Source organism: Echinicola sp. 20G, from assembly GCF_015533855.1.
Taxonomy (GTDB): Bacteria; Bacteroidota; Bacteroidia; order Cytophagales; family Cyclobacteriaceae; genus Echinicola.
The window spans coordinates 4,446,143-4,469,591 of record NZ_AP024154.1 but is presented as its reverse complement, the minus strand read 5'-3'; the positions used below and the strand labels follow the sequence as shown (position 1 = coordinate 4,469,591).

Genomic DNA, 23,449 nt, shown 5'->3' with positions numbered 1-23,449 from the left:
GCGTTTTTTTTATTAAAATTAGCTTAAACCTTAAATCTAGATTGTTGGTTCATAGCCTTTTTCATATTCTCTAGACCATAGTTTTTGAGCGGCCTTACTATTGGTGATATGTCCATTTTTAGTGTCGCATTCCAATACTTCCCCGGTTCTGGAAGCAATGTTTGCCAAATGGCATAACAAGGTACTTTTAGCTCCTTCTCCAATTGGGGAATTTTGAACTTGCTTACCTCTAATGGCTTCAAAGAAATTGTAGACGTGGGTAGTGGAAACATCACCACCGCCACCAAGTGCAGTACCAGCTTCAGAACCAGATCCGTAATTTTCTTTTACCAATTTACCATCACGGTCATATTGTTTGTAACCACTTCTATCAATAAATACCGAGCCTTCAGTTCCATAAATGATGGTTCCTCTGCCACCGCCGTAGGTTTTCATACTGTTTCGGCTTTTTCCATCCCATTGGATAGTTTTATTTTCTTCAAATTTGAATACAGCATCCATGGTATCGTACATGGTCCAGCCATCCTCAGGCCAATGGTACTTTCCTGAATCAACCATGACACGGTTAGGGAATTCAACTTGCAACGCCCATCTGGCAATATCCAACTCGTGGGTGGCGTTGTTTCCTGTTTCAGCAGTGCCAAAATCCCAACCATACCAGTGCCAATTATAGTTCCAAGTGTCATGCATGTATTCTTTTCTAGGGGATGGCCCTTGGAAAAGATCCCAATCTAACCCTTCAGGCACAGGAGCTTTGGTAGGGTTGACCACTTCCCCTCTGGCATTGGAGTAAAAGGCAGTGGCTTTATAGGCTTTTCCAATTGCCCCTTCATGGATGGCCTTTATAATTTCAATACTTGGTTCTGAAGAACGCTGTTGATTCCCCATTTGAATCACTTTGTTATACTTCTCTTGGTATTCCATCAAAAGCTCACCTTCTCTAGGATTATGGCTACAAGGTTTCTCGACATAAACATGTTTGCCGGCCTCTACAGCCATCCAAGTTCCGGGAGCATGCCAATGGTCAGGTGTTGCATTGATGATGGCATCTACTTTGGGGTCTTCGATTACTTTGAAAATGCTATTCTCCAACTGAGGGATGTAATCCAATCTTTTTGAAAAGTTTTTGGCAGCTTTTTCCCTTTGAGATTTCATAACATCACACAGGTAAATCAAGTTTACATTTGATTGAGGCAAAGCAATGGGATCGTAGTAAGCTCCTAATCTTCTTCCTAAGCCACAGATTGCTACATTTAATCTTTCATTGGCCCCAAGGATATTTCCGTAGCTTTTGGCCGAAAAGCCTAATGCTCCTAAGCTGGATAGACCTGCAGTGGCCAAAGCTGATTTTTTAATAAACTCTCTTCTATTATTATTGGTTTTCATTTTTTTTAATTTAGGATTAATGGTTATGCTGGGTTTTCAACTCACAATGCCTATTAAGGAAGAAAGACCCTGATAGCTCAAGTTTTATGAGTATCAGAGTCATTTCAGTTGCTGTGGTTTATATCATATGCCCTAATGAGATAAGGGATTATTTAAGCTCTTTGATTTTGATGTTTTTAAAGCTTACCAAGTTGCCATGATCTTGTAATAGGATATGGCCTTTTTCAGCTTCACCAAAGTTTTCCCATTTTTTGTACTTACTTTCTGAAACAAGCTTTCTGAAATCTTCAGAACCTCTTTCGTATTCCAAAACTTTAATGCCGTTCAAATAGTGCTCTACATGATTATTAGGATAAACCACTACTCGGCCTAAGTTCCATTCACCTATTTTTTTGGTGAATCTACCTTCTTTGGCTGCTGTAATCAGGTCATACAGGGAGGATAAGGTTCTGTTGCCATCTCTACCCATTTTGGCATCAGGATGCTTTTCGTCATCCAAAATTTGATATTCTAAACCAATAGCAGATCCAGAAGTTTGTTCATCAAGGGTGACAAAGTATTTCACACCACTATTGGCACCTTCGGAAAGTTTGAAGTTAAAAGATAGGTCGAAAGCACTGTACTGATCCTTTGTAACGATGTCTCCATAAGATTGGGATTCACTACCATCAGACTCAGCAATGGTCAACACTCCATCATTTACAGACCATCCTTTTGATGGGAATTCATCTCCGTTTGCAGATCTCCATCCCTCGCTATTTTGACCGTTGAAAAGCAATTTCCAACCATCTTCTTTTTCATAGTCGGTAAGGGTATTGTCCTTGGTGCTCACAACATAGATTCCTTTAGGGAAAGGCTTCGATTCAAGATTTTCTGTTTGGATTTTAATATTCTTGAAATAGGTTTTTCTTCCCGCATGGTCAGGATTTTTACCAATGCTATGAACCTGAAGGCCAATAAATCCTTTACTGTCCATGTCATCTACCACATAAGCGACAGGTTGATCATTTACCCAAGTTTTGATTACATTTCCAATGGCTTCTATTCTGTAATGATTGAATTCTCCCATTTTGAAAGCACTTCTCGCTTCAGGATTGAGTGTGAGGGGGTAAAGCCAGCCTCTTCTTGCTTCATCATATAGTCCACCAGACCATGCTCTTTCTTTCGGGTCTGCTTCAATCTGATAACCAAAAACCCTGTTTTTTTCAGCATCATATTGACCACGGGTCATTACACCAGAGTTACTGGTAACATCTTCTATTTTAAGATCCAATTCAAGAATATAATCACTATACTCTTTTTCAGTGGACAAAAATGTATTGGGTGTATTGATTTTAGAGATTCCGACGATGGTACCATCTTCGATTACAAATTCTGCTTCACCACCAAGTGGTTTCCAGCCTTCAAGAGACTTACCATCGAAGAGAGAGGTCCATTCACCATCTTTACTATCTTCAGAACTAACAGCCTTTTCAGAGCAGGAAAAGCAAATTATTCCACTGATAATTACTGCAAGTGGAAAAGAAAATTTCTTAAACATGTTATACTCAGTTTTATTGATTTTAGTAATCTAAAAATGAGGATTTAATCTTTGCTTGTCAAATAATGGAAAAAGTTTAATTACGAAATCGATTCCGATAACATCAAGGCATATGAAGTGGCAAACGTGCTTGTTTGAAGGGAATATGTTTTTTGTGACTTTGAATATTTGGTGCATGGTAGTAAAGATAAAAGGACACCCAATGGTGTCCTTTTGATACTTTCTGAAGTGAAGTTAACCTCCTATAAAGAGACCCCTCTTTTCCAAGGAATAAAATCATCTTGATTCAAAGTCATGGCTTTTGCTTTTTTATTTCCACTAGCCACTTCAATGATGTGTTCCAAGATTTCTTCGCCCATTTGATCAATACTTTTATCACCAGAAATCACACCTCCGGTATTGATATCAATAATATCAGACATTTTTTCTGCTAATACATGATTGGAGGAGACTTTAAGAACTGGAGTTACTGGGTTTCCGGTAGGAGTGCCCAAGCCTGTGGTGAAGAGAATGACATTGGCTCCAGACCCTGCCATGGCTGTAGTGCTTTCCACATCATTACCAGGAGTGCACAAAAGGTTAAGGCCGGGCTTGGTGACATATTCTGCATAATCCAAAACATCCACAATAGGAGAGGTGCCTCCTTTTTTGGCAGCTCCGGCAGATTTCATGGCATCAGTGATCAGGCCATCCTTGATGTTCCCTGGGCTTGGGTTCATATCGAATCCAGAGCCCACAGCTTCAGCAGATGCGGCATAAGCTCTCATTAAGTTAACAAACTTATCAGCTGCTTCATCTGTTGTGCATCTGTTGATCAACTCCTGCTCCACACCACATAGTTCTGGGAATTCGGAGAGGATGGTTTTTCCTCCTAATGCAACCACTAAATCAGAAGCATGTCCAACAGATGGGTTCGCCGAAATCCCAGAGAAACCATCAGATCCGCCGCATTCAAGGCCAACGGTCAATTTGCTCAATGGAGCAGGTTTTCGCTCGATTTGATCAGCTTCTGTCAGTGCCAAGAATGTCTTTTGAATAGCGTTGGTCAGCAAAGTACTCTCTGTCCCTTCTTTTTGCTGCTCCAATAATATCACTGGTTTCTTCAAGTCAGGATTGATCTTGTCCAGTTTTTCTTGCAGGATAGTAGGTTGAGCATTTTGGCAGCCCAAACTTAATATAGTGGCACCTGCTACGTTGGGATTGTTGATATATCCTGCTATTAGGGCACACAGCATTTCGGAGTCTTGTCGAATTCCTCCGCAACCTCCCTGATGGGTCAGAAACTTAATGCCATCTATGTTTTTGAAGATACGAGTCTCTTCATCTTGATCAATCGTTTCCACACTCAATTGGGCAATCTTTTCTTTTTCCCCTTGGGTGTATAGGTCACGCATTTGCTTTACAAAAGTCTTATACTTGTTGGGTTTGGCAAAGCCAAGTTCTTCTACAAAGGCTTGCTTCATAATTTCGATATTTCTGTTTTCACAGAAAACCAAAGGAATAACCAGCCAGTAATTTGCTGTTCCTACCTGGCCATCTTCTCGGTGATAGCCCATAAAGTTTCGGTTTGCCCATTTTGATACATCTGGAGCTGTCCAGGATTTGAAATCCCTTTTTCCAGTGAATTCAGAAGTTTTATGGGCAACATTTTGGGTTGTTAATACTTCACCCTCTGCAATGTCATTCATGGCTTTGCCACAGATAATACCATACATGTAGATGTCATGGTCTTTGGCAAAATCCATCTCAGCAAATTTATGCTTCGCCTTGACATCATGTGTCAATGTGATCTCTTTACCTTCAAAAGAAATATTTTCTCCTGCTTTAAGGTCTGTAAGAGCCACCAACACATTGTCATTTGGATGAATCTTTAAAATTTTATGTAGCATGTGAATTAAAATTTATATATTGCGCAATCGATTGCACAATTTAGGTAAAAAAATATTAATGAGAATAAAATTCCTGTTTTTTTTCTAAAGGAAATTATTTTGGGCTTAATTCGGGAAATAAAATTGAACTTATCCATGAATAAACGAGTGATTAGCCTTGGGGAAATAATGATGAGATTATCCACTCCAGGGTACGAAAGATTCATCAGTGCAGACAGTTACAATGTAGTTTTTGGAGGAGCAGAAGCCAATGTGGCCATATCTTTGGCCAATTGGGGAGTCTCCGCGGCTCATGTCACTGCCTTTCCAAACCATGATATCGGTAAATCAGCAGTGCAGTACCTTAGGTTTGCCGGTTTGGACACTTCACACGTTTATTTTGATGAAGGGAGGATGGGATTATACTTTGTGGAAAACGGAGCCATGCAACGTTCATCCAAAATCATTTATGATCGTTTTGATTCTGTTTTTGCCAATTTTGACCCTGCCAAAATAGATTGGGAAAAGATCTTTGAAGGTGCGGATTGGTTTCATTGGACAGGAATCACACCAGCCATTTCAGCCTCAGCTGCCAAACTTTGCCAGGATGCCGTCAAGGCTGCCAAGGCCCAGGGTGTCAAAATCAGTGGAGACATTAATTACAGAAGGAACCTGTGGCAATATGGCAAACAGCCCTTGGATATCATGCCCGATTTGATTGCCCAGACGGACCTTATTATAGCCGGGCTTACGGATTTTGAAAACTGCATGGATATCCATGAGGAAGATTATGTAACGGCGTGTAAAAAGGCGCAGGAAAAATGTCCCTCCATTAAGTATGTTTCGACCACTTACAGGGAGTCCATCAGTGCTTCCCATAACAAGTTGTGCGGAGTGCTATGGAATGGAGAGGAACTTTTAGAGTCAAAGACTTATGACATGACCCATATTGTTGACAGGGTAGGTGGTGGAGATGCTTATATGGCGGGATTGATCTATGGCTTGTTGGGGTCAGGAGACCAGGAGGCTTTGGAATTTGCGGTCGCAGCATCAGTTTTGAAACACAGTATCCCCGGGGATGCCAATTTTGTGTCTGTGGACGAGGTGAGCCAGTTGGTAAAAGGAGAAAATGTAGGAAAATTATTAAGATAAATAGATTTATGAAATTCAGTAAGAGTGAGGTTATTGCAGCAATGGAAGAGACAGGAATGATCCCTGTTTTCAATCACTCAGATATTGCTGTGGCCAAAGATGTATTGGATGCTTCCTATAAAGCAGGTGTCCGCGTATTTGAATTTACCAATAGGGGAGAAAATGCACTGGAAGTTTTTAAGGAGTTAAAGAGTCATGCCTCCCAGTATGAAGGATTAATTTTGGGGATAGGGACGATCTTTACCCCTAAGCAAGTGGAAGAATTTTTAGCAGCGGGAGCTGATTTTGTGGTTTCTCCGGCTTTGATCCCCAATGTCATTGTGACCTGTTCTAAAGCAGATGTGCTTTGGATTCCAGGCTGCGGAACGGTGACAGAGATTTTTAACGCAAAGGAAATGGGAGCTGAAGTGGTGAAGGCTTTTCCAGGAAATGTATTGGGACCATCATTTGTGTCAGCTGTCAAGGCAGTATTACCAGAGATCAAGATTATGCCTACCGGAGGTGTGGAACCAACAGAGGAAAACCTCTCCACTTGGTTTGGTGCAGGTGTGACATGCGTGGGTATGGGCTCCCAACTGTTCAACAAAGAATGGATCAAGCAGAAGCAATTTGATGCACTTGAAAAACAGATTTCACAGGCATTAGGCATTATAGAAACAATCCGAAATTCTAAATAATCTAAAATGAAGTTTGTCAATTATTTTAAGCCCAAAATTTTTCTTAAACTACTGATTTTTATTTCATTATTTTCCCTCTATTCATGTAAAGGTACAGGTGGTAAAACGGTCATAAAATTGGGACATGGGCTAGATACCAACCATCCGGTTCACTCCGCTATGCTATACATGGCCGATAAGCTAGAGGAGAAGTCTGGAGGAAAGATGGAGCTAAAGGTTTATCCCAATGCCCAATTGGGTAATGAAAGGGAATTGGTCGAGTTACTTCAAATAGGAAGCCTTGGGATGACCAAAGTTTCTTCAGCCGTCATGGAAAGTTTTGCACCTAAAATCCAAGTGCTCAGCCAGCCTTATTTATTCAGAGATGATGCACACAGGGAAAGGGTGTTGAATGGAGAAATTGGAAAAATGCTACTGAATGAGGGCACCCAATTTTGGCTCAAGGGACTTTGTTTTTATGATGCAGGATCAAGAAGTTTTTATAGTAAAGATAAGCCAGTAGAATCGCCGGAAGACTTGGTAGGAAAGAAAATCCGTGTCATGGAAAGTAATACAGCCATTAATATGGTCAAAAGCTTTGGAGGATCACCTACACCGGTATCTTGGGGGGAGCTTTATACTGCTTTGCAACAAGGTATAGTGGATGGAGCAGAAAATAACCCACCCAGTGTGATTAGCTCCAGACATTATGAAATCTGTAAGTTTTATTCCATTGATGAGCATACAGCGGTACCTGATATGTTGATTGTCAGTACGAAGGTATGGGACAGATTGAGTGACCAAGAAAAAGAATGGCTTCAGGAAGCGGCCGATGAATCAGCGGTGTATGAGTATAAGATTTGGGCGGAGGCTGAAGATGAGTCGATGAAACAGTTGGAAGAAGCCGGTGTGACCATTACATATCCGGACAAGGAGCCTTTCAGAAAAGCTGTGGAGCCGATGTATGAAGAAATCAAGAGGACCCAACCGGAAATGTACGAAATCATTGAAAAGATCAGAAACCATGAATAACCCAAGCAATTCTTTAAAGAATAAAATCAACCATAAGGTAGGTTACGTTTTGATCGTAATCATGGCGCTTATGGTGATCAATGTGACCTGGCAGGTATTGTCCAGGTATGTTTTTATGTCTCCCAGTTCATTTACTGATGAGTTGGCTCGTTTCCTTTTGATCTGGTTGGGTATGTTGGGAGCTGCATATGTAGCGGGCCATAATGAGCACTTGGCCATTGATATTTTGCCAAGTAAGTTAACCGGAAAAGCAAAGAATAATTTGATGGTATTTATTCACATGATCATCATTGGATTTGCGGTACCAGTTATGATTTTTGGTGGAAGCAATTTGGTCTATATCACTTACATGTTGGGACAGAAATCCACCACATTACAAATACCACTGGCCTATGTTTATACCGTGATTCCTCTCAGTGGAATATTGATTTTTATCTACCAGGTGGCAGACATCAAGCACATTCTTCAACATAACCCAAAATTTTAATCATGGAATATATTACTATAATCATATTAGTTTTAAGCTTTATAACCTTGATGGGGCTGGGTGTACCGGTGGCCTGGAGTTTAGGTTTTTCCAGTTTGTTGACACTATTGGTAACTGTAGCTGCTGTGCCGTCCATGACGACTATTGCTCAACGGATGGGAGCAGGATTAAATAGTTTTTCCCTTTTGGCCATTCCTTTCTTTATCCTCGCTGGGGAAATCATGAATAAAGGCGGTATTGCCAACCGCTTGATTAATCTCGCCAAAGCGCTCAGTGGAAGGCTGCCTGGTGGTTTACTGTATGTAAATGTGATTGCAGCCATGCTATTTGGAGCCATTGCTGGTTCGGCTGTGGCAGCAGCTTCTGCATTAGGTGGGATTTTGGGTAAGAGAATGGAGGATGAAGGTTATCCAAAAGAGTTAGGGGTGGCTGTCAATGTGACCTCATCTACTACAGGTTTGGTTATTCCTCCTTCTAATGTACTGATTGTATATTCCTTGGCAAGCGGTGGTGTGTCTATTGCAGCTTTGTTTGTCGCAGGTTATATTCCTGGTTTGTTTATTGGGTTATTACTGATGCTTACCGCAGCTTATTTTATTAAGAAAAAGGAATTGCCAGCAGGAGAAAGCACTTCTTTTAAAGAATTAGGCAAAGTATTTATTGATGCCGCACCAAGTTTGACTTTGTTGGTCATTGTAATTGGAGGAATTGTAGCAGGTATATTTACAGCGACAGAAGCTTCGGCAATTGCTGTTCTGTATTGTTTGGGGCTTTCTTTCATGTATAAGGAATTAAAAGTGAAGGATCTTCCTGCTATCCTGTTAAAATCTTCAGCAACCACAGCAGTTGTGGCCATGTTGATTGCCACATCTATGGCGATGTCTTGGGTTATGTCCAGTGAAGATATTCCGCAGTCCATAAGTAGTGTTTTACTTTCTTTAAGTGATAATAAATATGTGATATTAATTATCATCAACCTTATCCTCCTCTTTGTTGGGATATTTATGGATATGACTCCTGCTGTATTGATCTTTACGCCAATATTCTTGCCTGTAGTAACTGAGCTAGGAATTGACCCGGTTCATTTTGGAATCATAATGGTGTTAAACTTATGTATCGGTTTGTGTACCCCTCCAGTTGGCTCAGTACTTTTTATTGGAGTGGGAGTTGCCAAGACTTCCATCGCAAATGTTGTGAGGCCACTTTTGCCATTCTTTGTGGCCATGATCATCGGCTTGGCAGTAATTACACTTTGGCCTCAGATGGTACTTTGGTTACCAAACTTATTTGGGCTATAAAATCAAAAGCTTTCCAACCCAATAAAATACTAAAGGCTGTCACTTGGACAGCCTTTAGTATTTTATTGGGTTGCTGTGACAAATAGACGCGTCTTGTTTTTGTTTTTATACCTTTTACATTATTATTAGGGATTAAGGTAATATTTCAACAAACGATTGAATTGTTTTTTTCGTTCTTATTAAAAGGGGATGAGAGCTAAATTGATAAATGTTGTCTATTATTGTTTACTTCTCGCCTAAAATTTTATTAGATTAACTAAAGGGTTAAATTTAATTTATGGAAGGAATTCTAAATTTTTCTTATGGTAAATTATTCACTTCCGACACTGTGCTAGACAATGCATACATGCCTAGCAAAAACTTTTTTGTCAGTGATCAAATTTTTGTTCATTTTCTTCAAAAAGAGATATCCAAAGAGGCATGGGCGTTTATGCAACCAAAACTAAGCCGCTTAGGTTATAAAGCAGCATCATTATTAGACCATCTTTCACTTTCTGCTGACAAAAACCCGCCTTTTTTAAAAAAAAGAGATGCTTATGGTAGGACCATAAATGAAATTATTTTTCATCCAGATTATAAAAAATTGTTGCAAATAGCGGTAGAGTCAGGCATGTTCTCTGTCAAATGGGATCCCGACCTCAGGGAAGAATACAAGGGGTATTCCAATCGATTGTGCTTTAGTTTGGCATTTCTGTATGGGATGGGTGAAAGCGGCGTAAGCTGTCCTCTTTGTATGACTGATGGGGTAGCAAGGGTGATCAATAGTTTTGCGGATGCAGAAGATAGGGAACGGTTAATGAAACATATTTATACCAATGATGTAGAACAATTGTTTACCGGGGCAATGTTTTTAACTGAAAAATCAGGTGGGTCCGATGTCGGTACAAATATGGTTTCCGCACAAAAGATAGCCAATAGCTATTACTTATTGAATGGTGAAAAGTGGTTCTGTAGTAATGCAAATGCAGAAATCAAGCTGGTTTTAGCCAGGACCAATCCTGATGTCAAAGGAACCGAAGGTCTTTCTTTATTTTTAGTTGAAAAGCATAAGCCTGACGGGCAAATTAACCCTATGGATATCATCCGGTTAAAAGATAAGTTGGGGACTAAATCCATGGCCAGTGCTGAAATCATATTGACAGATACTTTTGGGAAATTGATCGGTAAAGAAGGCGAGGGCTTCAAAATCATGGTTGAAATGATCAACCTTTCCCGATTATGGAATTCGGTGATTGCAGTTTCAGCTTTTAGAAGGTGTTTGATCGAGGCTTATCAATTTCTATCGCATCGTCATTCTTTTGGTAGGAGAGTTTTGGATCATGCACTGGTTAGGAAAAAATTATATGATTTAAGTTGTAGGTATACGGCAGACTTTTATCTGACTTGGAAAGCCATTTCGCTGCTGGATAAGGCAGATAGTGGAGATGCTTCAAGTGGACAAGTATTGAGGATGATCACTCCTATGGTGAAAAGACAAACAGCTGAAACGTCTGTATACGGAATAAGGGAATGTATGGAACTGATGGGAGGGATGGGGTATATTGAAGATACCATTCTCCCCAAATTTATGAGGGACACACTTGTTTTACCCATTTGGGAAGGTACCAGCAATATGATGGTCTTGGATATGCTAAGAACTTACAATAAGGATAATGGTTTACTTCCTTTGATGGATAAGACTCATGAAAATTTGATTTTGGGAAATGAGTATGAGAAGGATAAAGCCAGGTTAACAACTTTATTGTCAAACTTGACAGATGCGAGAAATATAGACAAAGACCATATGGAAATTAATGCAGAATATATTTTTGAAGAACTTACTTTTTTTGTGCAAAAAGGCTTCTTATTGAGGGCAGAAGACAGTGAGAGCACTTATTGGATTGGTCCGGCCCTAAAATATCTCAATGAAAAAATTTATGGAAGGCCTTCAGAAGTAGCTATTCCTCCATCTACTGATGAAATCACTAGGATGATAGGATGGGGATTTTGATTATTTTATAATTCACACATATTTAAAATGTAATTTAAACATTATTTTTTCTTCTAATTTGATAATTTTCCAACCATCTTAAAGTATTTGCGTTATAAAGCTAATCTAGATTCTTTAGCAGATTGTTCATGAGGAAAAATATATTTTTGTCTTTTATGGTGTGGCTACTGAGTTTCAGTTTAGCTGAGGCACAAAAACAAAGCTTTATAAAACGATATTGGAATAGCATTATCAATGATTCCAGTGATATTTCCGAACCCCAGTTTTTTGTTTACCCTACCTTGGCCTATGCGCCGGAGACAAGTTGGGAAATTGGGCTGAGCTCCTTATATGTCTATTACGCCAAAAAAGATACAGCCAACCGCTTGAGTGAAATCAATGGGTTTACTTTTGTTACATTGGAAGGGCAATATGGGTTTTGGTTTGATCATGCCGTTTATTCCGATAAAGAGGACTGGTTTTTCTTGGGGCGTTTGAGGTTCCAAAGGTTTCCGATGTATTACTATGGATTGGGACCGGATACACCTGAAGAATACTTGGCTTTGGTGGATTCACGGCAAGTGCTCATTAAAGAGAGGGTGCTCAGGAAACTAAAGAAAGACTTTTATGTTGGGATGGAACTGGATTTGAACCGCTTTGGATCGGTGGAATTTCATCCCAAGGAAGAAGGAGAGACCATTGAAATGCCCATCGGAAGTGAGGGATCAACGAATATAGGATTAGGTCTGGGCTTTGTTTATGATAACCGTCATAATGTGCTCAATGTTAGAAATGGTTTGTTCTCTGAGTTAGCTTATCTAAAATACGCACCTTTTTGGGAGGCTACTTATGAGTTTGGAACGATAGTTTCAGATAATAGAATTTACCGTCCAATAGGCAAGGACAATGTTTTTGCAGCTCAACTTTTTGGACAGTTCAATACAGGAGATGTCCCTTTCAATATGATGAGTGCACTTGGTGGTGAGAGCATGATGAGGGGCTATTATTATGGAAGATTTAGGGATAAAAATTACATTTCCTCACAGGTAGAGCTTAGGTTTTTACCCTTACCTTTAGGCTTTTCCAATCGTTTTGGAGCAGCAGTCTTTGCCGGTACTGGAACTGTATTTTCCGATTTTAGTAATTTGTCTTTGGATAAAATGGTGTGGTCTGCTGGTGCTGGTATCCGGTTCCTGTTATTTCCCAATAAAGATATTTACACAAGATTGGATGCTGCTTTTACCCAAGAAGGTCATGGTTTTTATATTTATATTGGAGAAGCTTTTTAAGCCATATTGGGCTTAGATATGCCGTTCATAGAAATAATTATATCTGGTTTAATTTTTTAGAATAAGATAGTTAGATTGAATTATGAGAAGCTATATGTGATAAATATATTTATTCACAGTGAATAATTGATTTTAATCAAAGAACTATTCATTTTAATGAAGAGACCAATTTATTTGGATTATTGTGCAACTACCCCTTGTGATCCTGAGGTGGTGAAGATGATGATGCCTTACTTTTCCCATCATTTTGGTAATCCATCGAGTAATGATCATTTGTTGGGGTGGGAAAGCAAAGAGGCTGTAGAGGTAGCCAGACAACAGTTAGCCACATTGATCAATTGTAAACCAAAGGATTTGGTCTTTACAAGTGGAGCGACAGAATCGATCAACTGGATATTAAAAGGATTGTTTTTTAATAATGGACGTAAAGGTCATTTCATAACAACCAAAATAGAGCACAGTGCTGTTTTGGATACAATGGCCTTTTTGCAAGAGCAGGGTGCTGAGCTTACCTTTTTAAAGGTGGACCAAAATGGCCAGATATCATTGGATGATTTGGAAAGTAGCATCCAAGACAATACACTTGGCTTCGTTTGCATGTACGCCAATAATGAAATTGGTACGATTCTTCCTATAGATAAAATAGGGGAAATTACTGTCAAACATAATATTGACCTTATTTGTGATGCCACACAGGCAGTAGGTAAAATCCCCATGGATTTATCCTCCTCATCAATAGCATATATGGCTTTTTCTGCCCATAAGATGTACGGCCCAAAAGGTATTGGGGGATTATACATCGCTAATTCCGATTTGAAGTCTAAACTCGGTATATTCCTTCATGGTGGAAAACAGGAAGGAAGCTTAAGAAGTGGGACGATGAATGTTCCCGGCATAGTGGGATTCGGAAAAGCTGCGGCCTTATGCCATCAATATATGGAGTTAGAATTGGAACAGTTAAGGTCTCTACGTGATCATTTTGAATTAAAACTTGGAGAGTTGTCAGGGGTAACTATTCAAGCTTTTAATGCAAAAAGACTTCCCCATGTAAGTAATATTAGTTTTAGCGGAGTTGAGGGAGAAAGGCTAATACTTACCCTTAGCAAATACCTGGCAGTAAGTAGGGGAAGTGCTTGCTCCTCGATCATTCATCGACCTTCTCATGTGCTGAAGGCGATTGGTATGTCCGATGAGGATGCCTTAAACGCCATTAGATTCAGTTTAGGAAGATTTACAACCAAAGAAGAAGTAAAGACAGCTTTAAAGGTAATTCGGGATACGGTATTGGATCTGAAATTGAATATCGTGTAGTATGAAAGAGATTAAATCCATTATATTGGCTTATCATAGTGCTAAAAAGGATGGTAAATCGGCTGCATTGGCCACTGTCGTTCACGTGGAAGGTTCTTCCTATCGTGGGTCCGGAGCCAGAATGTTGGTCACGGATGATGGAAAGCTGACAGGGGCGATCAGTGGTGGATGTTTGGAGGGTGATGCCTTGAGAAAAGCTTTGATGGTGATGATGCAAGGAAAGCCTTTGACACAAACTTACGATACATCAGATGAGTATGATGCTGTGATTGGTGTTGGACTGGGATGTGAAGGAATCATTAGGGTATTAATAGAACCCATAGATCAAAACGATCCAATGAATCCCATTGGCATTTTAGAACAGGCAACCCTTTTAAGAGAGGCTGCAGTATTGGTTACAATTTTTGACTTAAATCAGCCTAGGTCTGTTCATCAAGGTACAAATATTTATGCTGTTCAAGGACAAATTGAAAGTAGAGAAAGATTTGATATTGATCTATCCATAGGCATAAACAATGTACTTTCCAATCAAAGATCAAGCTTTAAGAATATAGAATATCAGGGCATGGAGCTGACGGCTTTTATGCAATATTTACCGGCTCCAATTAGACTGGTAATAGCTGGTGCAGGCAATGATATTATTCCTTTGGTAGAGATGGCCGAAATTTTGGGTTGGGAGATGATCTTATTGGATGGAAGACCAAGTTATGCGAACCATCAGCGCTTCCCTAATTGTCAGGTGATCATCGGTCAACCTGAAAAAGTTTTTGATCAAGTGCAGTTGGATGAAAGAACAGCTGTTCTTTTAATGACCCATAATTATAATTATGATAAAGCTTTGGTCAAAAGGCTGCTCCAGTTAAAACCCAAGTATGTGGGAATGTTAGGACCAAGAAAAAAATGGGAGAGTATTAAGAAAGAAATGAAATCTGAAAAAGACTCATTATTGACTTTCCCTATGTACAGTCCTGTAGGTTTAGATGTTGGGGCAGAAACAGCAGAAGAAATTGCCGTCTCCATTATTTCAGAGATAAAAGCTGTTTTTTCAAATAGAACAGGTGGTTTTCTCTATAAATTCAAAGATAGTATTCACCCTGAAAGAAATAATATCTCATTGGAGGAACTTCTAAAAAATAACTAAGCTAAAGTGGAGAACAAGAAATTTTCCATCATTATTCTGGCAGCAGGTTTATCAAAGCGGTTAGGACAAGCTAAACAACTACTTCAGCTAGATGGTCAAAGCTTGATCCAGAAAGCTGCTACTATAGCTGTTTCAGTTAGTCCAATGGATGTTGTAATTGTTTTGGGACATTATGCTGATCAAGTTGATAAGGAACTAGAAGGTTTAAATGTCTCGACAGCTTTTAATCAAGATTATAAACAAGGAATGGGCTCTTCCATTAAATGTGGCCTTCAGTCAGCCTTACGTTTGTGTAACAATTTGGATGGTGTCCTGATAATGGTTTGCGATCAACCATTTCTTTCCTCCAAACACCTTTTTGATCTTTTATCAAAGTGGCAAAGTAGCGACAGCTTGATAGTGGCAAGTCAATACAACGGGAGATTGGGTGTTCCTGCCATTTATGATCAAAAGCTTTTTCCAGAGTTACTAGAACTTAAAGGAGATACAGGAGGTAAAAAAGTGATCTTTAACCATATCAATAAAACCACCTTTGTTTCTTTTGAAGAAGGGAAAACAGATATAGATACTTTGGAGGACTATCGAAAGATCAAGGAGACCCATAAAAAGTCTCCTTGATAATCCACTGATTATTCTTGATTGTCTTCAATTAACTTTAAAAGAAGTTCAGGTTCATCCGTGGTGATAAAATCAGCTTTTTGCTCCAATAACCACTTCATATCTTCTTCTTTATTTACTGTCCAAGAATTGACCGTCAATCCTAAATTCTGAGCTTGTTGGATCCATTCAGGATTATTTTTCAATACTTTAATATTATAATCAAAGCCAAAGAAGCCAGCTTTTGATAATTCTTCTGGAGTCTTGTCTCCACTCAGGTAGGCCACATTGGCATTAGGGTCTGTTTCTATGGCTTTCAATCCTCCCTCATAGCTAAAAGTAATGTAGTCCACCCATTTTTCGGCCTTAAGTTCTTTTACTGTTTTTACCGATTTTTCGGCAATGAGTTTGCTTCTTTCAACACTTACTTTTGATGGTTTGATTTCAAAAATTAATTTAGTGGTGTTTTGTTCCATTCCTTTTTGGAGATATTCCTCCACAGTGGAAATTTTCTCTCCATTTTCATGGCTGAGTTCCAACAATTGCGCATAAGTGCTGGTTTCAATTGGTAACCCTTGAAAGTCAGCATCATGATTTACTACCAAAACTTCATCTGAGGTCATCCAAACATCAAACTCTGAGCCTTCACATCCAATTTGAATTGCTTTATTGAGAGAAGCGATGGAATTTTGAGGTAATTGATCTACTTTCCAAGCGCCGCGATGGGCGATTACTTTGTTGGTATGGAAAGAAGGTGAACTGCAAGATATCACCATAAAACAGGAAATAAGTACCAAGCACAAAGTTAAGGTTTTCATAATAATTCTTTCGTATGTTTTAATTGAAGTGGTAAGTTAATTCATTAAAAGCCTGCAAACATAAAATTGAATTGATTTCATTAAAAAATAACATAACCAAATGAAGTTAATTAATTAAAGAGAAAAGAGGGGTGTTTTATTGTTAAAATTTATGTTAGCCATTTAATCCCTTGTCAAAACTTAATAAACTGATTTTATAAAGAACACTTTAACATTACATTGAAGAATATTTGTTTTGAAATGCAATTCATATTGATATTTTTGTTATTCAAACCCAATTAGCTTTATAAAACTTTATTAAAAACTGGTAGAAAAGGAAGGTTCTTCACTTGAATGACTTATTAAGTAAGAAACCTACTGCAAGCTAATCACCCTCAGTTTCATTCTTGCCAGTTTTGATTAAAGATTTAGTAATCGCTTATTACCCTAATTAATATGTTGAAAGTTATTATTGTTGAAAAAGACACCAATTTTTCAAACAACATTCATGAAATTTTGGATTTACACAAATTTGATATTCGGGAAATAAACCGGACAGATTTGGTTAAAGCAGAGATAGCTGAGTTTATGCCTGATTTACTTATTGTCTCTGTAAATTGGGATTTTAAGAGTTCTGGCATAGACTTGGTCAAAACACTTCGGACAGAGTACAGTATTCCTGTATTGTTCATCAATGATTTTTATACTCAAGTCGATGATTCTATTGACCTTTCTAAAATTTCAAATAGTGAGGCAATCAATAAACCATTCAAAACAAGAGATTTTCTTGCAGCTATTGATAGACTCTTAATTAAAAAGTGATTGGGGAATTCCATTAGTCTTTTTATGGGGAATTAAAGTAAATTTTGCTGCTTAATTTTTTGCAATCCCATTGCATGGTTTTATTAGGTATATTTGTACTTAATGAAGGTCATGCAGATCATATTGCGTTATTATTTGTTGGTACTGATGGTATTGCCATGTGCTGATGGAGATGATGTATCTGGTACATTTTCAGAAGTAGCGATGATAGCCAATCATGATGCAGGTCATCATCATGGAGATATGGGGGATGATTGTTCTCCACTTTGCGTTTGCCATTGTTGCCATATTCATTTTATGATCACTCAGGAACCCTCCGTAAATTTTGTTTCAGATTTCATTGCAGTAAACAATGCTTATTATCATGATTTTATAGGTATCCAACTTTTTGATTTTTTAAAACCACCTCGAAGCTAATTTTTTATTTCGGAGGACAAATGCGTCCAATTTTAAATGCTGCTTTATTTCAAGGTAGTATCAATTCAATTATTTAACTAGATCAGATACCTTTTTGCACACGGCCATTTTTGTTCTAAAATGGTAAAGCAAGATGTGTGTCGATTTGTAAGCAAACACTTTATGATAAATCAGCTGATATCTTTTTCTATCAACCATAAGGTAATTATTGGGCTGTTAACATTGGCTTTGATAGTGGCGGGAATCTGGAGCATTAAGCAGGTTCCCATTGATGCAGTTCCAGATATTACAAACAATCAGGTTCAAGTAATCACACAAGCTCCTAATCTAGGAACAGAAGATATAGAACAATTTGTGACCTATCCGGTGGAGTTGGCCATGGCAAACCTACCAGGAGTAAAGGAAGTACGGTCTGTTTCTAGATTTGGACTTTCAGTCGTAACCATCGTTTTTGAGGATGACCAAGGAACCTATCTTCCAAGGCAGCTAGTGGCGGAAAAACTGAATGCTGTAAAAGATGAAATTCCAGAAGGGTTTGGAGATCCTATGATGGGGCCTATTTCTACTGGTCTTGGAGAGATTTACCAATACACACTGGAGGTGGATAGCCTCTACCAAGATAAATATTCAGACACTGAACTGAGAACGATCCAAGACTGGATCATTAAGCGGCAAATGGCCATGGTGCCAGGGGTGGTAGAAGTAAATGCTTTTGGTGGAAAAATCAAACAGTATGAAGTAGCTGTTTCTCCAGATGAGCTTAGAGCGATTGGAATCACCATGGGTGATATTTTTGAAGCACTCGAAAAGAATAACCAGAATACTGGAGGGGCTTATATTGAAAGAAACCACCAAGCCAATTTTATAAGAGGGGAAGGATTGGTGTCCAGTTTGGATGAAATAAAAAATATCTCTGTTATCAATCGCGAAGGTCTTCCCATCAAAATAAAGGATGTGGCAGAGGTACGCTATGGGCAAGCAGTAAGGTATGGAGCACTGACCAAGAATGGCCAAGGAGAAGCCGTAGGAGGAATGATTTTGATGCTAAAAGGTGCCAATTCTGACCAAGTGATCCAAGCTGTACAATCAAGAATGGAACAAATACAGCAATCTTTACCTGATGGAATTTCTATCAAGCCCTTCTTAGACAGAAGTAAATTGGTGGAAGAAACTACTTCAACGGTTACTTCAAATTTATTGGAAGGTGGACTGATCGTCATTTTTGTGCTTGTCATTTTATTGGGTAACTGGCGAGGAGGGTTAATCGTCGCTTCCACTATTCCATTGAGTCTGCTTTTTGCCTTTATTTTAATGAACGTCTTTGATGTTTGGGCGAATTTGATGAGCCTTGGAGCCATAGATTTTGGGATTATTGTGGATGGGGCCGTTATCATTGTTGAGAGCACTGTTTTCTTGTTGCATCAAAAAGTCATGAAAGGTGAGAAGTTGGATAAAAAGTCAAGACAAAAAGTTGCTAGCCAAGCTTCCAAAAGTATGATGAATGCTGCTTTTTTTGGCCAATTGATCATTCTAATCGTGTTCCTACCCATATTGGCTTTAGAAGGAGTGGAAGGGAAAATGTTCAGGCCAATGGCCCTGACATTCATTTTTGCTATGCTGGGAGCCATGATCCTTTGTCTTACTTATGTTCCTATGGTTTCCTCACTTTTTATTCGGGTAGATAAGGGAAACAAAGCTTCATGGGGTGACAAAGTGGTGATCTGGTTGGAGGATAAATACGCGCCACTTTTGCAAAGTGCTCTTCGGCATGGGAAATGGGTTTTGGGCATTTCCATTACGCTTTTTGGATTGACGGTATTTACCTTTAGTAGGATGGGAGGAGAGTTTATTCCTCAACTGGATGAAGGAGATGTAGCATTTCACATCATATTAAATCCGGGAAGTTCCCTTTCTGAGTCTATTGCGACATCTACTAAGATTGAAAACATTATATTGGACAATTTTCCGGAGGTGGATCAGGTTCTGAGCAGATTTGGGGTGGCAGATGTTCCTACGGACCCGATGCCTATGGATATTGGTGATTGTTTTATAATTCTTAAACCCAAGTCAGAATGGGTATCGGCTTCTTCTAAGGAAGAGTTAATTGAAAAGATCAAGGATAAAATCAGTGTCATCCCTGGTGTTTCTTATGAATTTACCCAACCCATAGAAATGCGCTTCAATGAGCTGTTAACGGGGGTGAGAGAGGACATTGCCATTAAACTATTTGGAGAGGATTTAGAGGTACTTGCCCAAAAAGCCAACGAAATCGGCCAAATTGTGTCAAGCGTGGAAGGTGTTGCAGACATGAAAGTCGAAGCTACCACAGGTTTACCACAGATGACAATCAATTACGACCGCGAGAAGCTTTCTCAATACGATTTAGATGTAGAAGATTTAAATACTGTTGTTCAAACAGCATTTGCAGGTAAAAAAGCGGGGGTGATTTTTGAAGGTGAAAAGAAGTTCGACTTGGTTGTTAGACTGGATTCCCTGTATAGAACACAGATCAATGATGTCCAAAATTTATATGTCAATACGGTCACAAGGACTCAAATTCCGCTGAAGGAAGTGGCCGAGATAAGTTATCAACCAGGCCCTATGCAAATCAGTAGAGACAATACAAACCGAAGGACTTATGTTGGGATAAATGTCCGGGGAAGAGATGTAAAATCATTGGTGCAAGAAATCAAACAGAAATTGGATGCAAGGTTGGATTTGCCTGCTGGTTATTATATCAGATATGGAGGGGCCTTTGAAAACCTAGAGAGAGCGACTTCTAGGCTGAAATTGGTCGTTCCTTTGGCATTGGCTTCAATATTCATTTTGATCTTTTTCGCATTAGGGTCTTTACGGCAAACCTTCATGATTTACATGGCCATTCCGTTGGCTGCTATCGGAGGAGTTTTTTCTCTTTGGATCCGTGGAATGCCATTTAGTATTTCTGCGGGTGTGGGGTTTATCGTGCTTTTCGGAGTAGCAGTTTTGAATGGACTGGTTTTGATCAATGGTCTCAATGAGTTGAAAGAAGATGTTAATTTAAGTTTGATGGAGCGAATCAATAAGGGAACAAGGAGAAGGATCAGGCCCATTTTGTTGACAGCACTTACAGATATTCTAGGTTTCCTCCCTATGGCCATTTCTTCCTCCTCAGGGGCAGAAGTGCAGCGACCATTGGCGACTGTTGTTATTGGGGGATTAATTACATCTACTATGCTCACCTTGTTTGTTTTGCCTATACTTTATCAGTGGATGGAAGCCAAAAGCTTTAAAATAGCTGTTTCCAAGCCTGCAATCATGTTAGGTTTTACATTAATGTTCAGTTTGCTCTCTTTCACTTCGAATGCCCAAGAAGAGGAGAGTCTTCCAGAACTAACACTCCAGGAGGCTATTCAAAAGGCAAAGGATAATTATCCAATGATTAAAAGTGTACAATTGGAAATTGATAAACAGGAGGCTTTGAAAAAAACCGCTTGGGATTTAGGCAATACACAAATTTTCACTGGAGGAGAGGAAATTACAGATGGTGTTGGAGTCTATACTCGTGTGGGTTTTCAGGTACAGCAGTTAGATGTTTTTGGAGTTCCTGCAAAAAGTAAATACCAGAAACAGCAAGTTGCTTTGGCAGAAGCAGCTTTGAATCTCTCAGAAGTGGAATTATCAAGACAAGTAAGCTTGGCCTTCAAAGAAGTTTATATGAGCAAATTAAAATACCAACTTCTCTTAAGGATGGATTCTTTGTACGGAAATTTTGAAAATGCGGCAAAGATCAGGTATGATATTGAAGCAACCAGTAAACTTGAGTGGTTGGCAGCTCAAAACCGATCTGGGCAAATTGAAATAAAGAAAAGCCAAGGGTATTACGATTATCAAGTAGCACTTCAAAAGTTTAATTTATGGTTAGTAAGTGACACTTTGTTTACTACTTCTGCAGAGGATGAGTCGGTTTATTTAGAAATAATGAATCCGTCAATTCCTATGTCGGAACACCCCCAAATAAGCATGGCTAATGAAAAAAGGGAGTTGGCTGAGTTTGCCTTGAAAGCGGCTAAATCTGGGTATCTACCAAAGCTAAGTGCACAATATGGCATCCAAGAAGTTTCAGGCAATTCTGGATATTATTCTTATCAATTAGGTATTAGTGTTCCATTGGCTTTTAATCAAACACAGGCCAAGGTGCAATCCGCTAAAATTAGCTTGGAGCAGGCAAATCAATCCCTAAAGCAAACCCAAATGGAATTCCAAACTGCTTATCGTACGGCTTTACAAAATTACAATAAGTGGCGATCATCATATCAGTTTTACAAAAAAGAGGCCTTGCCATTAGTGTTAGAGCAGGAAAAAGGGGCTTTATTGGCTTATAGAGAAGGTGCAATAGACTATGTGGCCTTCCTACAAAACCTAAGTGATGCATTGACCATTGAGATGGATGCATTAGAAACGCTGGACAAATATTTGGAAAGTAAGATTGCACTTGAATATTTTCAAAATCCCCTAAATGAATCAAACAATGAATAGAAATACTTATATCAGCATATTTTCACTAATCGTTATGGCTTTTGGATCAGGGTGTAACAGTCCTCAGGAAGCAGGGCTGAAATCAACAGAAATTATAGAAGAAGAGCATGGAGAGATGGTTCACCTCAGCGACGATCAAGTGAATAGCTTGAAGCTTACCATAGATAAAGTTCGTGAGCAAGATGTGGCCACTTATGTAGAAGCAAATGGAGAATTGGAAGTTCCTCCACAAAATGAAGCATCCATTACGGCCTATATTGGTGCTAATGTGGCTGTTATCAACGTGATTGAGGGTGATTATGTCAATAAAGGTCAGGTTTTGGCCAGATTGAGTCACCCTGATTTGATCAAACTTCAAACTGCTTACCAGCAAGACTGGAACAGATTGAAGTACTTAGAAAAAGAAAACAGTAGGCAGGAAACCTTGTATGAAAAAGAGGTAGGTTCTGGTAGGGACTTGCAAAAAACACAATCTGATTTGGCCGCCCTTAAAGGACAAGTAAATGGTCTGAGAAATCAGTTAAAGTTATTGGGTATAGAGGCAAGTGCCTTGGAAAATGGAGAGGTAATAGAACAAGTACCGGTTAAAAGCTCAATTTCAGGATATATCAAAAAAGTCAATATCAAAACGGGCCAATATGTTGCGCCACAGTTTGAAATGTTTGAAGTAGTGAATATTGAGCATATTCATGCTGATTTGATGGTTTTTGAGAAAGATGTGCATTTGGTAGAAAAAGGGCAGAAAGTACGTTTTAGCGTCCAAACAGTCCAAAATGAAGAATTACAAGCTGAAGTTTATGCAGTAGGTAAATCATTCGAACAAGAGCCTAAAGCAGTTCATATTCATGCTGAGATAGAAAATAAGAAGGGTTTATTGATCCCTGGAATGTATGTGCGAGGTCAAGTTGTGGTTGGAGAACAGTCCTTATTAGCGGTTAGGGAGGGAGCATTGGTGAAGGAAGGTAATGAATATTTTATCTTCTCAGCACAAAAGCTAGCAGATGAATGGTCCTTCGAACCAGTTCCTGTAAAAGTAGGTGTGAAAGATGGAAACTGGTCTTCTATCAACTTCGTTAATCCTGAAGATGCCAAAAAGGAATTTGTGATTGATAATGCTTATTACATTATGGCAGAAATGAAAAAGGGTGAAGGAGGACACCATCACTAAA

At 39.0% G+C, this 23,449-nt stretch carries 18 protein-coding genes; 14 read left to right on the top strand and 4 right to left on the bottom strand.

Features of this window, described 5'->3' with window-relative positions; genetic code table 11:
• Nucleotides 1-36 precede the first annotated feature (36 nt).
• The 3 genes from JL001_RS18125 to JL001_RS18115 all read right to left on the bottom strand — a co-directional run bounded on the left by JL001_RS18125 (nt 37) and on the right by JL001_RS18115 (nt 4,815).
• Nucleotides 37-1,386 (bottom strand): Gfo/Idh/MocA family protein, encoded by a 1,350-nt coding sequence (locus tag JL001_RS18125; protein ID WP_200978771.1) that lies wholly within the window; start codon nt 1,384-1,386, stop codon nt 37-39.
• A gap of 148 nt (nt 1,387-1,534) precedes the next feature.
• Complete coding sequence (locus tag JL001_RS18120; RefSeq protein WP_200978769.1) at nt 1,535-2,926, bottom strand: DUF1080 domain-containing protein; 1,392 nt, start codon at nt 2,924-2,926, stop codon at nt 1,535-1,537.
• 242 nt (nt 2,927-3,168) lie between these two features.
• Nucleotides 3,169-4,815 (bottom strand): UxaA family hydrolase, encoded by a 1,647-nt coding sequence (locus JL001_RS18115; RefSeq protein WP_200978767.1) that lies wholly within the window; start codon nt 4,813-4,815, stop codon nt 3,169-3,171.
• Between the two features lie 135 nt (nt 4,816-4,950).
• Between JL001_RS18115 and JL001_RS18110 the strand changes: the two genes are divergently transcribed.
• From JL001_RS18110 to JL001_RS18065, 10 genes are all read left to right on the top strand, one after another.
• Nucleotides 4,951-5,946 (top strand): sugar kinase, encoded by a 996-nt coding sequence (locus JL001_RS18110; RefSeq protein WP_200978765.1) that lies wholly within the window; start codon nt 4,951-4,953, stop codon nt 5,944-5,946.
• A gap of 8 nt (nt 5,947-5,954) precedes the next feature.
• The gene (locus JL001_RS18105; protein ID WP_200978763.1) at nt 5,955-6,623 is read left to right on the top strand and encodes a bifunctional 4-hydroxy-2-oxoglutarate aldolase/2-dehydro-3-deoxy-phosphogluconate aldolase; all 669 of its coding nucleotides are present in this window, start codon (nt 5,955-5,957) and stop codon (nt 6,621-6,623) included.
• Between the two features lie 6 nt (nt 6,624-6,629).
• Entirely contained in the window at nt 6,630-7,634 is a 1,005-nt protein-coding gene (locus JL001_RS18100) for a TRAP transporter substrate-binding protein (RefSeq protein ID WP_200978761.1), read from the top strand.
• Complete coding sequence (locus JL001_RS18095) at nt 7,627-8,121, top strand: TRAP transporter small permease (protein WP_200978758.1); 495 nt, start codon at nt 7,627-7,629, stop codon at nt 8,119-8,121. Before JL001_RS18100 ends, JL001_RS18095 begins: the two co-directional genes overlap by 8 nt.
• 2 nt (nt 8,122-8,123) lie before the next feature.
• Nucleotides 8,124-9,419 (top strand): TRAP transporter large permease, encoded by a 1,296-nt coding sequence (locus JL001_RS18090; protein ID WP_200978756.1) that lies wholly within the window; start codon nt 8,124-8,126, stop codon nt 9,417-9,419.
• 277 nt (nt 9,420-9,696) lie between these two features.
• Nucleotides 9,697-11,409, top strand: a complete 1,713-nt coding sequence (locus tag JL001_RS18085; RefSeq protein ID WP_200978754.1) for an acyl-CoA dehydrogenase family protein — start codon at nt 9,697-9,699, stop codon at nt 11,407-11,409.
• Between the two features lie 128 nt (nt 11,410-11,537).
• Nucleotides 11,538-12,677: a BamA/TamA family outer membrane protein gene (locus JL001_RS18080; protein ID WP_200978752.1), complete on the top strand. Its 1,140-nt coding sequence runs from the start codon at nt 11,538-11,540 to the stop codon at nt 12,675-12,677.
• A gap of 156 nt (nt 12,678-12,833) precedes the next feature.
• Nucleotides 12,834-13,988: a cysteine desulfurase family protein gene (locus JL001_RS18075; RefSeq protein ID WP_200978750.1), complete on the top strand. Its 1,155-nt coding sequence runs from the start codon at nt 12,834-12,836 to the stop codon at nt 13,986-13,988.
• 1 nt (nt 13,989) lies between these two features.
• Nucleotides 13,990-15,129, top strand: coding sequence for an XdhC family protein (locus tag JL001_RS18070; RefSeq protein ID WP_200978748.1), 1,140 nt, complete (start codon nt 13,990-13,992; stop codon nt 15,127-15,129).
• Between the two features lie 6 nt (nt 15,130-15,135).
• Nucleotides 15,136-15,747, top strand: coding sequence for an NTP transferase domain-containing protein (locus JL001_RS18065; protein ID WP_200978746.1), 612 nt, complete (start codon nt 15,136-15,138; stop codon nt 15,745-15,747).
• 11 nt (nt 15,748-15,758) lie between these two features.
• Here the strand turns inward: JL001_RS18065 and JL001_RS18060 are convergent, their stop codons facing one another.
• A complete protein-coding gene (locus JL001_RS18060; RefSeq protein WP_200978744.1) occupies nt 15,759-16,544 on the bottom strand; it encodes a glycerophosphodiester phosphodiesterase family protein in 786 nt (261 codons plus the stop codon).
• A 435-nt stretch (nt 16,545-16,979) separates the two neighbouring features.
• Here JL001_RS18060 and JL001_RS18055 point away from each other — a divergent pair, with 435 nt between their 5' ends.
• The 4 genes from JL001_RS18055 to JL001_RS18040 all read left to right on the top strand — a co-directional run bounded on the left by JL001_RS18055 (nt 16,980) and on the right by JL001_RS18040 (nt 23,448).
• Nucleotides 16,980-17,345 (top strand): response regulator, encoded by a 366-nt coding sequence (locus JL001_RS18055; protein ID WP_200978742.1) that lies wholly within the window; start codon nt 16,980-16,982, stop codon nt 17,343-17,345.
• 111 nt (nt 17,346-17,456) lie between these two features.
• Nucleotides 17,457-17,762 carry a DUF6660 family protein gene (locus tag JL001_RS18050; protein WP_200978740.1) on the top strand — a complete coding sequence of 102 codons (306 nt, stop codon included), beginning with the start codon at nt 17,457-17,459 and terminating at the stop codon, nt 17,760-17,762.
• A 162-nt stretch (nt 17,763-17,924) separates the two neighbouring features.
• A complete protein-coding gene (locus tag JL001_RS18045) occupies nt 17,925-22,280 on the top strand; it encodes a CusA/CzcA family heavy metal efflux RND transporter (protein WP_200978738.1) in 4,356 nt (1,451 codons plus the stop codon).
• Nucleotides 22,273-23,448, top strand: coding sequence for an efflux RND transporter periplasmic adaptor subunit (locus JL001_RS18040; protein WP_236252881.1), 1,176 nt, complete (start codon nt 22,273-22,275; stop codon nt 23,446-23,448). Before JL001_RS18045 ends, JL001_RS18040 begins: the two co-directional genes overlap by 8 nt.
• Nucleotide 23,449 lies beyond the last annotated feature (1 nt).

Bases quoted from the DNA above. Each gene is read 5' to 3' on its own strand.
- JL001_RS18125 (WP_200978771.1), bottom strand. From the start codon at position 1,386: ATGAAAACCAATAATAATAGAAGAGAGTTTATTAAAAAATCAGCTTTG.
- JL001_RS18120 (WP_200978769.1), bottom strand. From the start codon at position 2,926: ATGTTTAAGAAATTTTCTTTTCCACTTGCAGTAATTATCAGTGGAATA.
- JL001_RS18115 (WP_200978767.1), bottom strand. From the start codon at position 4,815: ATGCTACATAAAATTTTAAAGATTCATCCAAATGACAATGTGTTGGTG.
- JL001_RS18110 (WP_200978765.1), top strand. From the start codon at position 4,951: ATGAATAAACGAGTGATTAGCCTTGGGGAAATAATGATGAGATTATCC.
- JL001_RS18105 (WP_200978763.1), top strand. From the start codon at position 5,955: ATGAAATTCAGTAAGAGTGAGGTTATTGCAGCAATGGAAGAGACAGGA.
- JL001_RS18100 (WP_200978761.1), top strand. From the start codon at position 6,630: ATGAAGTTTGTCAATTATTTTAAGCCCAAAATTTTTCTTAAACTACTG.
- JL001_RS18095 (WP_200978758.1), top strand. From the start codon at position 7,627: ATGAATAACCCAAGCAATTCTTTAAAGAATAAAATCAACCATAAGGTA.
- JL001_RS18090 (WP_200978756.1), top strand. From the start codon at position 8,124: ATGGAATATATTACTATAATCATATTAGTTTTAAGCTTTATAACCTTG.
- JL001_RS18085 (WP_200978754.1), top strand. From the start codon at position 9,697: ATGGAAGGAATTCTAAATTTTTCTTATGGTAAATTATTCACTTCCGAC.
- JL001_RS18080 (WP_200978752.1), top strand. From the start codon at position 11,538: ATGAGGAAAAATATATTTTTGTCTTTTATGGTGTGGCTACTGAGTTTC.
- JL001_RS18075 (WP_200978750.1), top strand. From the start codon at position 12,834: ATGAAGAGACCAATTTATTTGGATTATTGTGCAACTACCCCTTGTGAT.
- JL001_RS18070 (WP_200978748.1), top strand. From the start codon at position 13,990: ATGAAAGAGATTAAATCCATTATATTGGCTTATCATAGTGCTAAAAAG.
- JL001_RS18060 (WP_200978744.1), bottom strand. From the start codon at position 16,544: ATGAAAACCTTAACTTTGTGCTTGGTACTTATTTCCTGTTTTATGGTG.
- JL001_RS18055 (WP_200978742.1), top strand. From the start codon at position 16,980: ATGTTGAAAGTTATTATTGTTGAAAAAGACACCAATTTTTCAAACAAC.
- JL001_RS18050 (WP_200978740.1), top strand. From the start codon at position 17,457: ATGCAGATCATATTGCGTTATTATTTGTTGGTACTGATGGTATTGCCA.
- JL001_RS18045 (WP_200978738.1), top strand. From the start codon at position 17,925: ATGATAAATCAGCTGATATCTTTTTCTATCAACCATAAGGTAATTATT.
- JL001_RS18040 (WP_236252881.1), top strand. From the start codon at position 22,273: ATGAATAGAAATACTTATATCAGCATATTTTCACTAATCGTTATGGCT.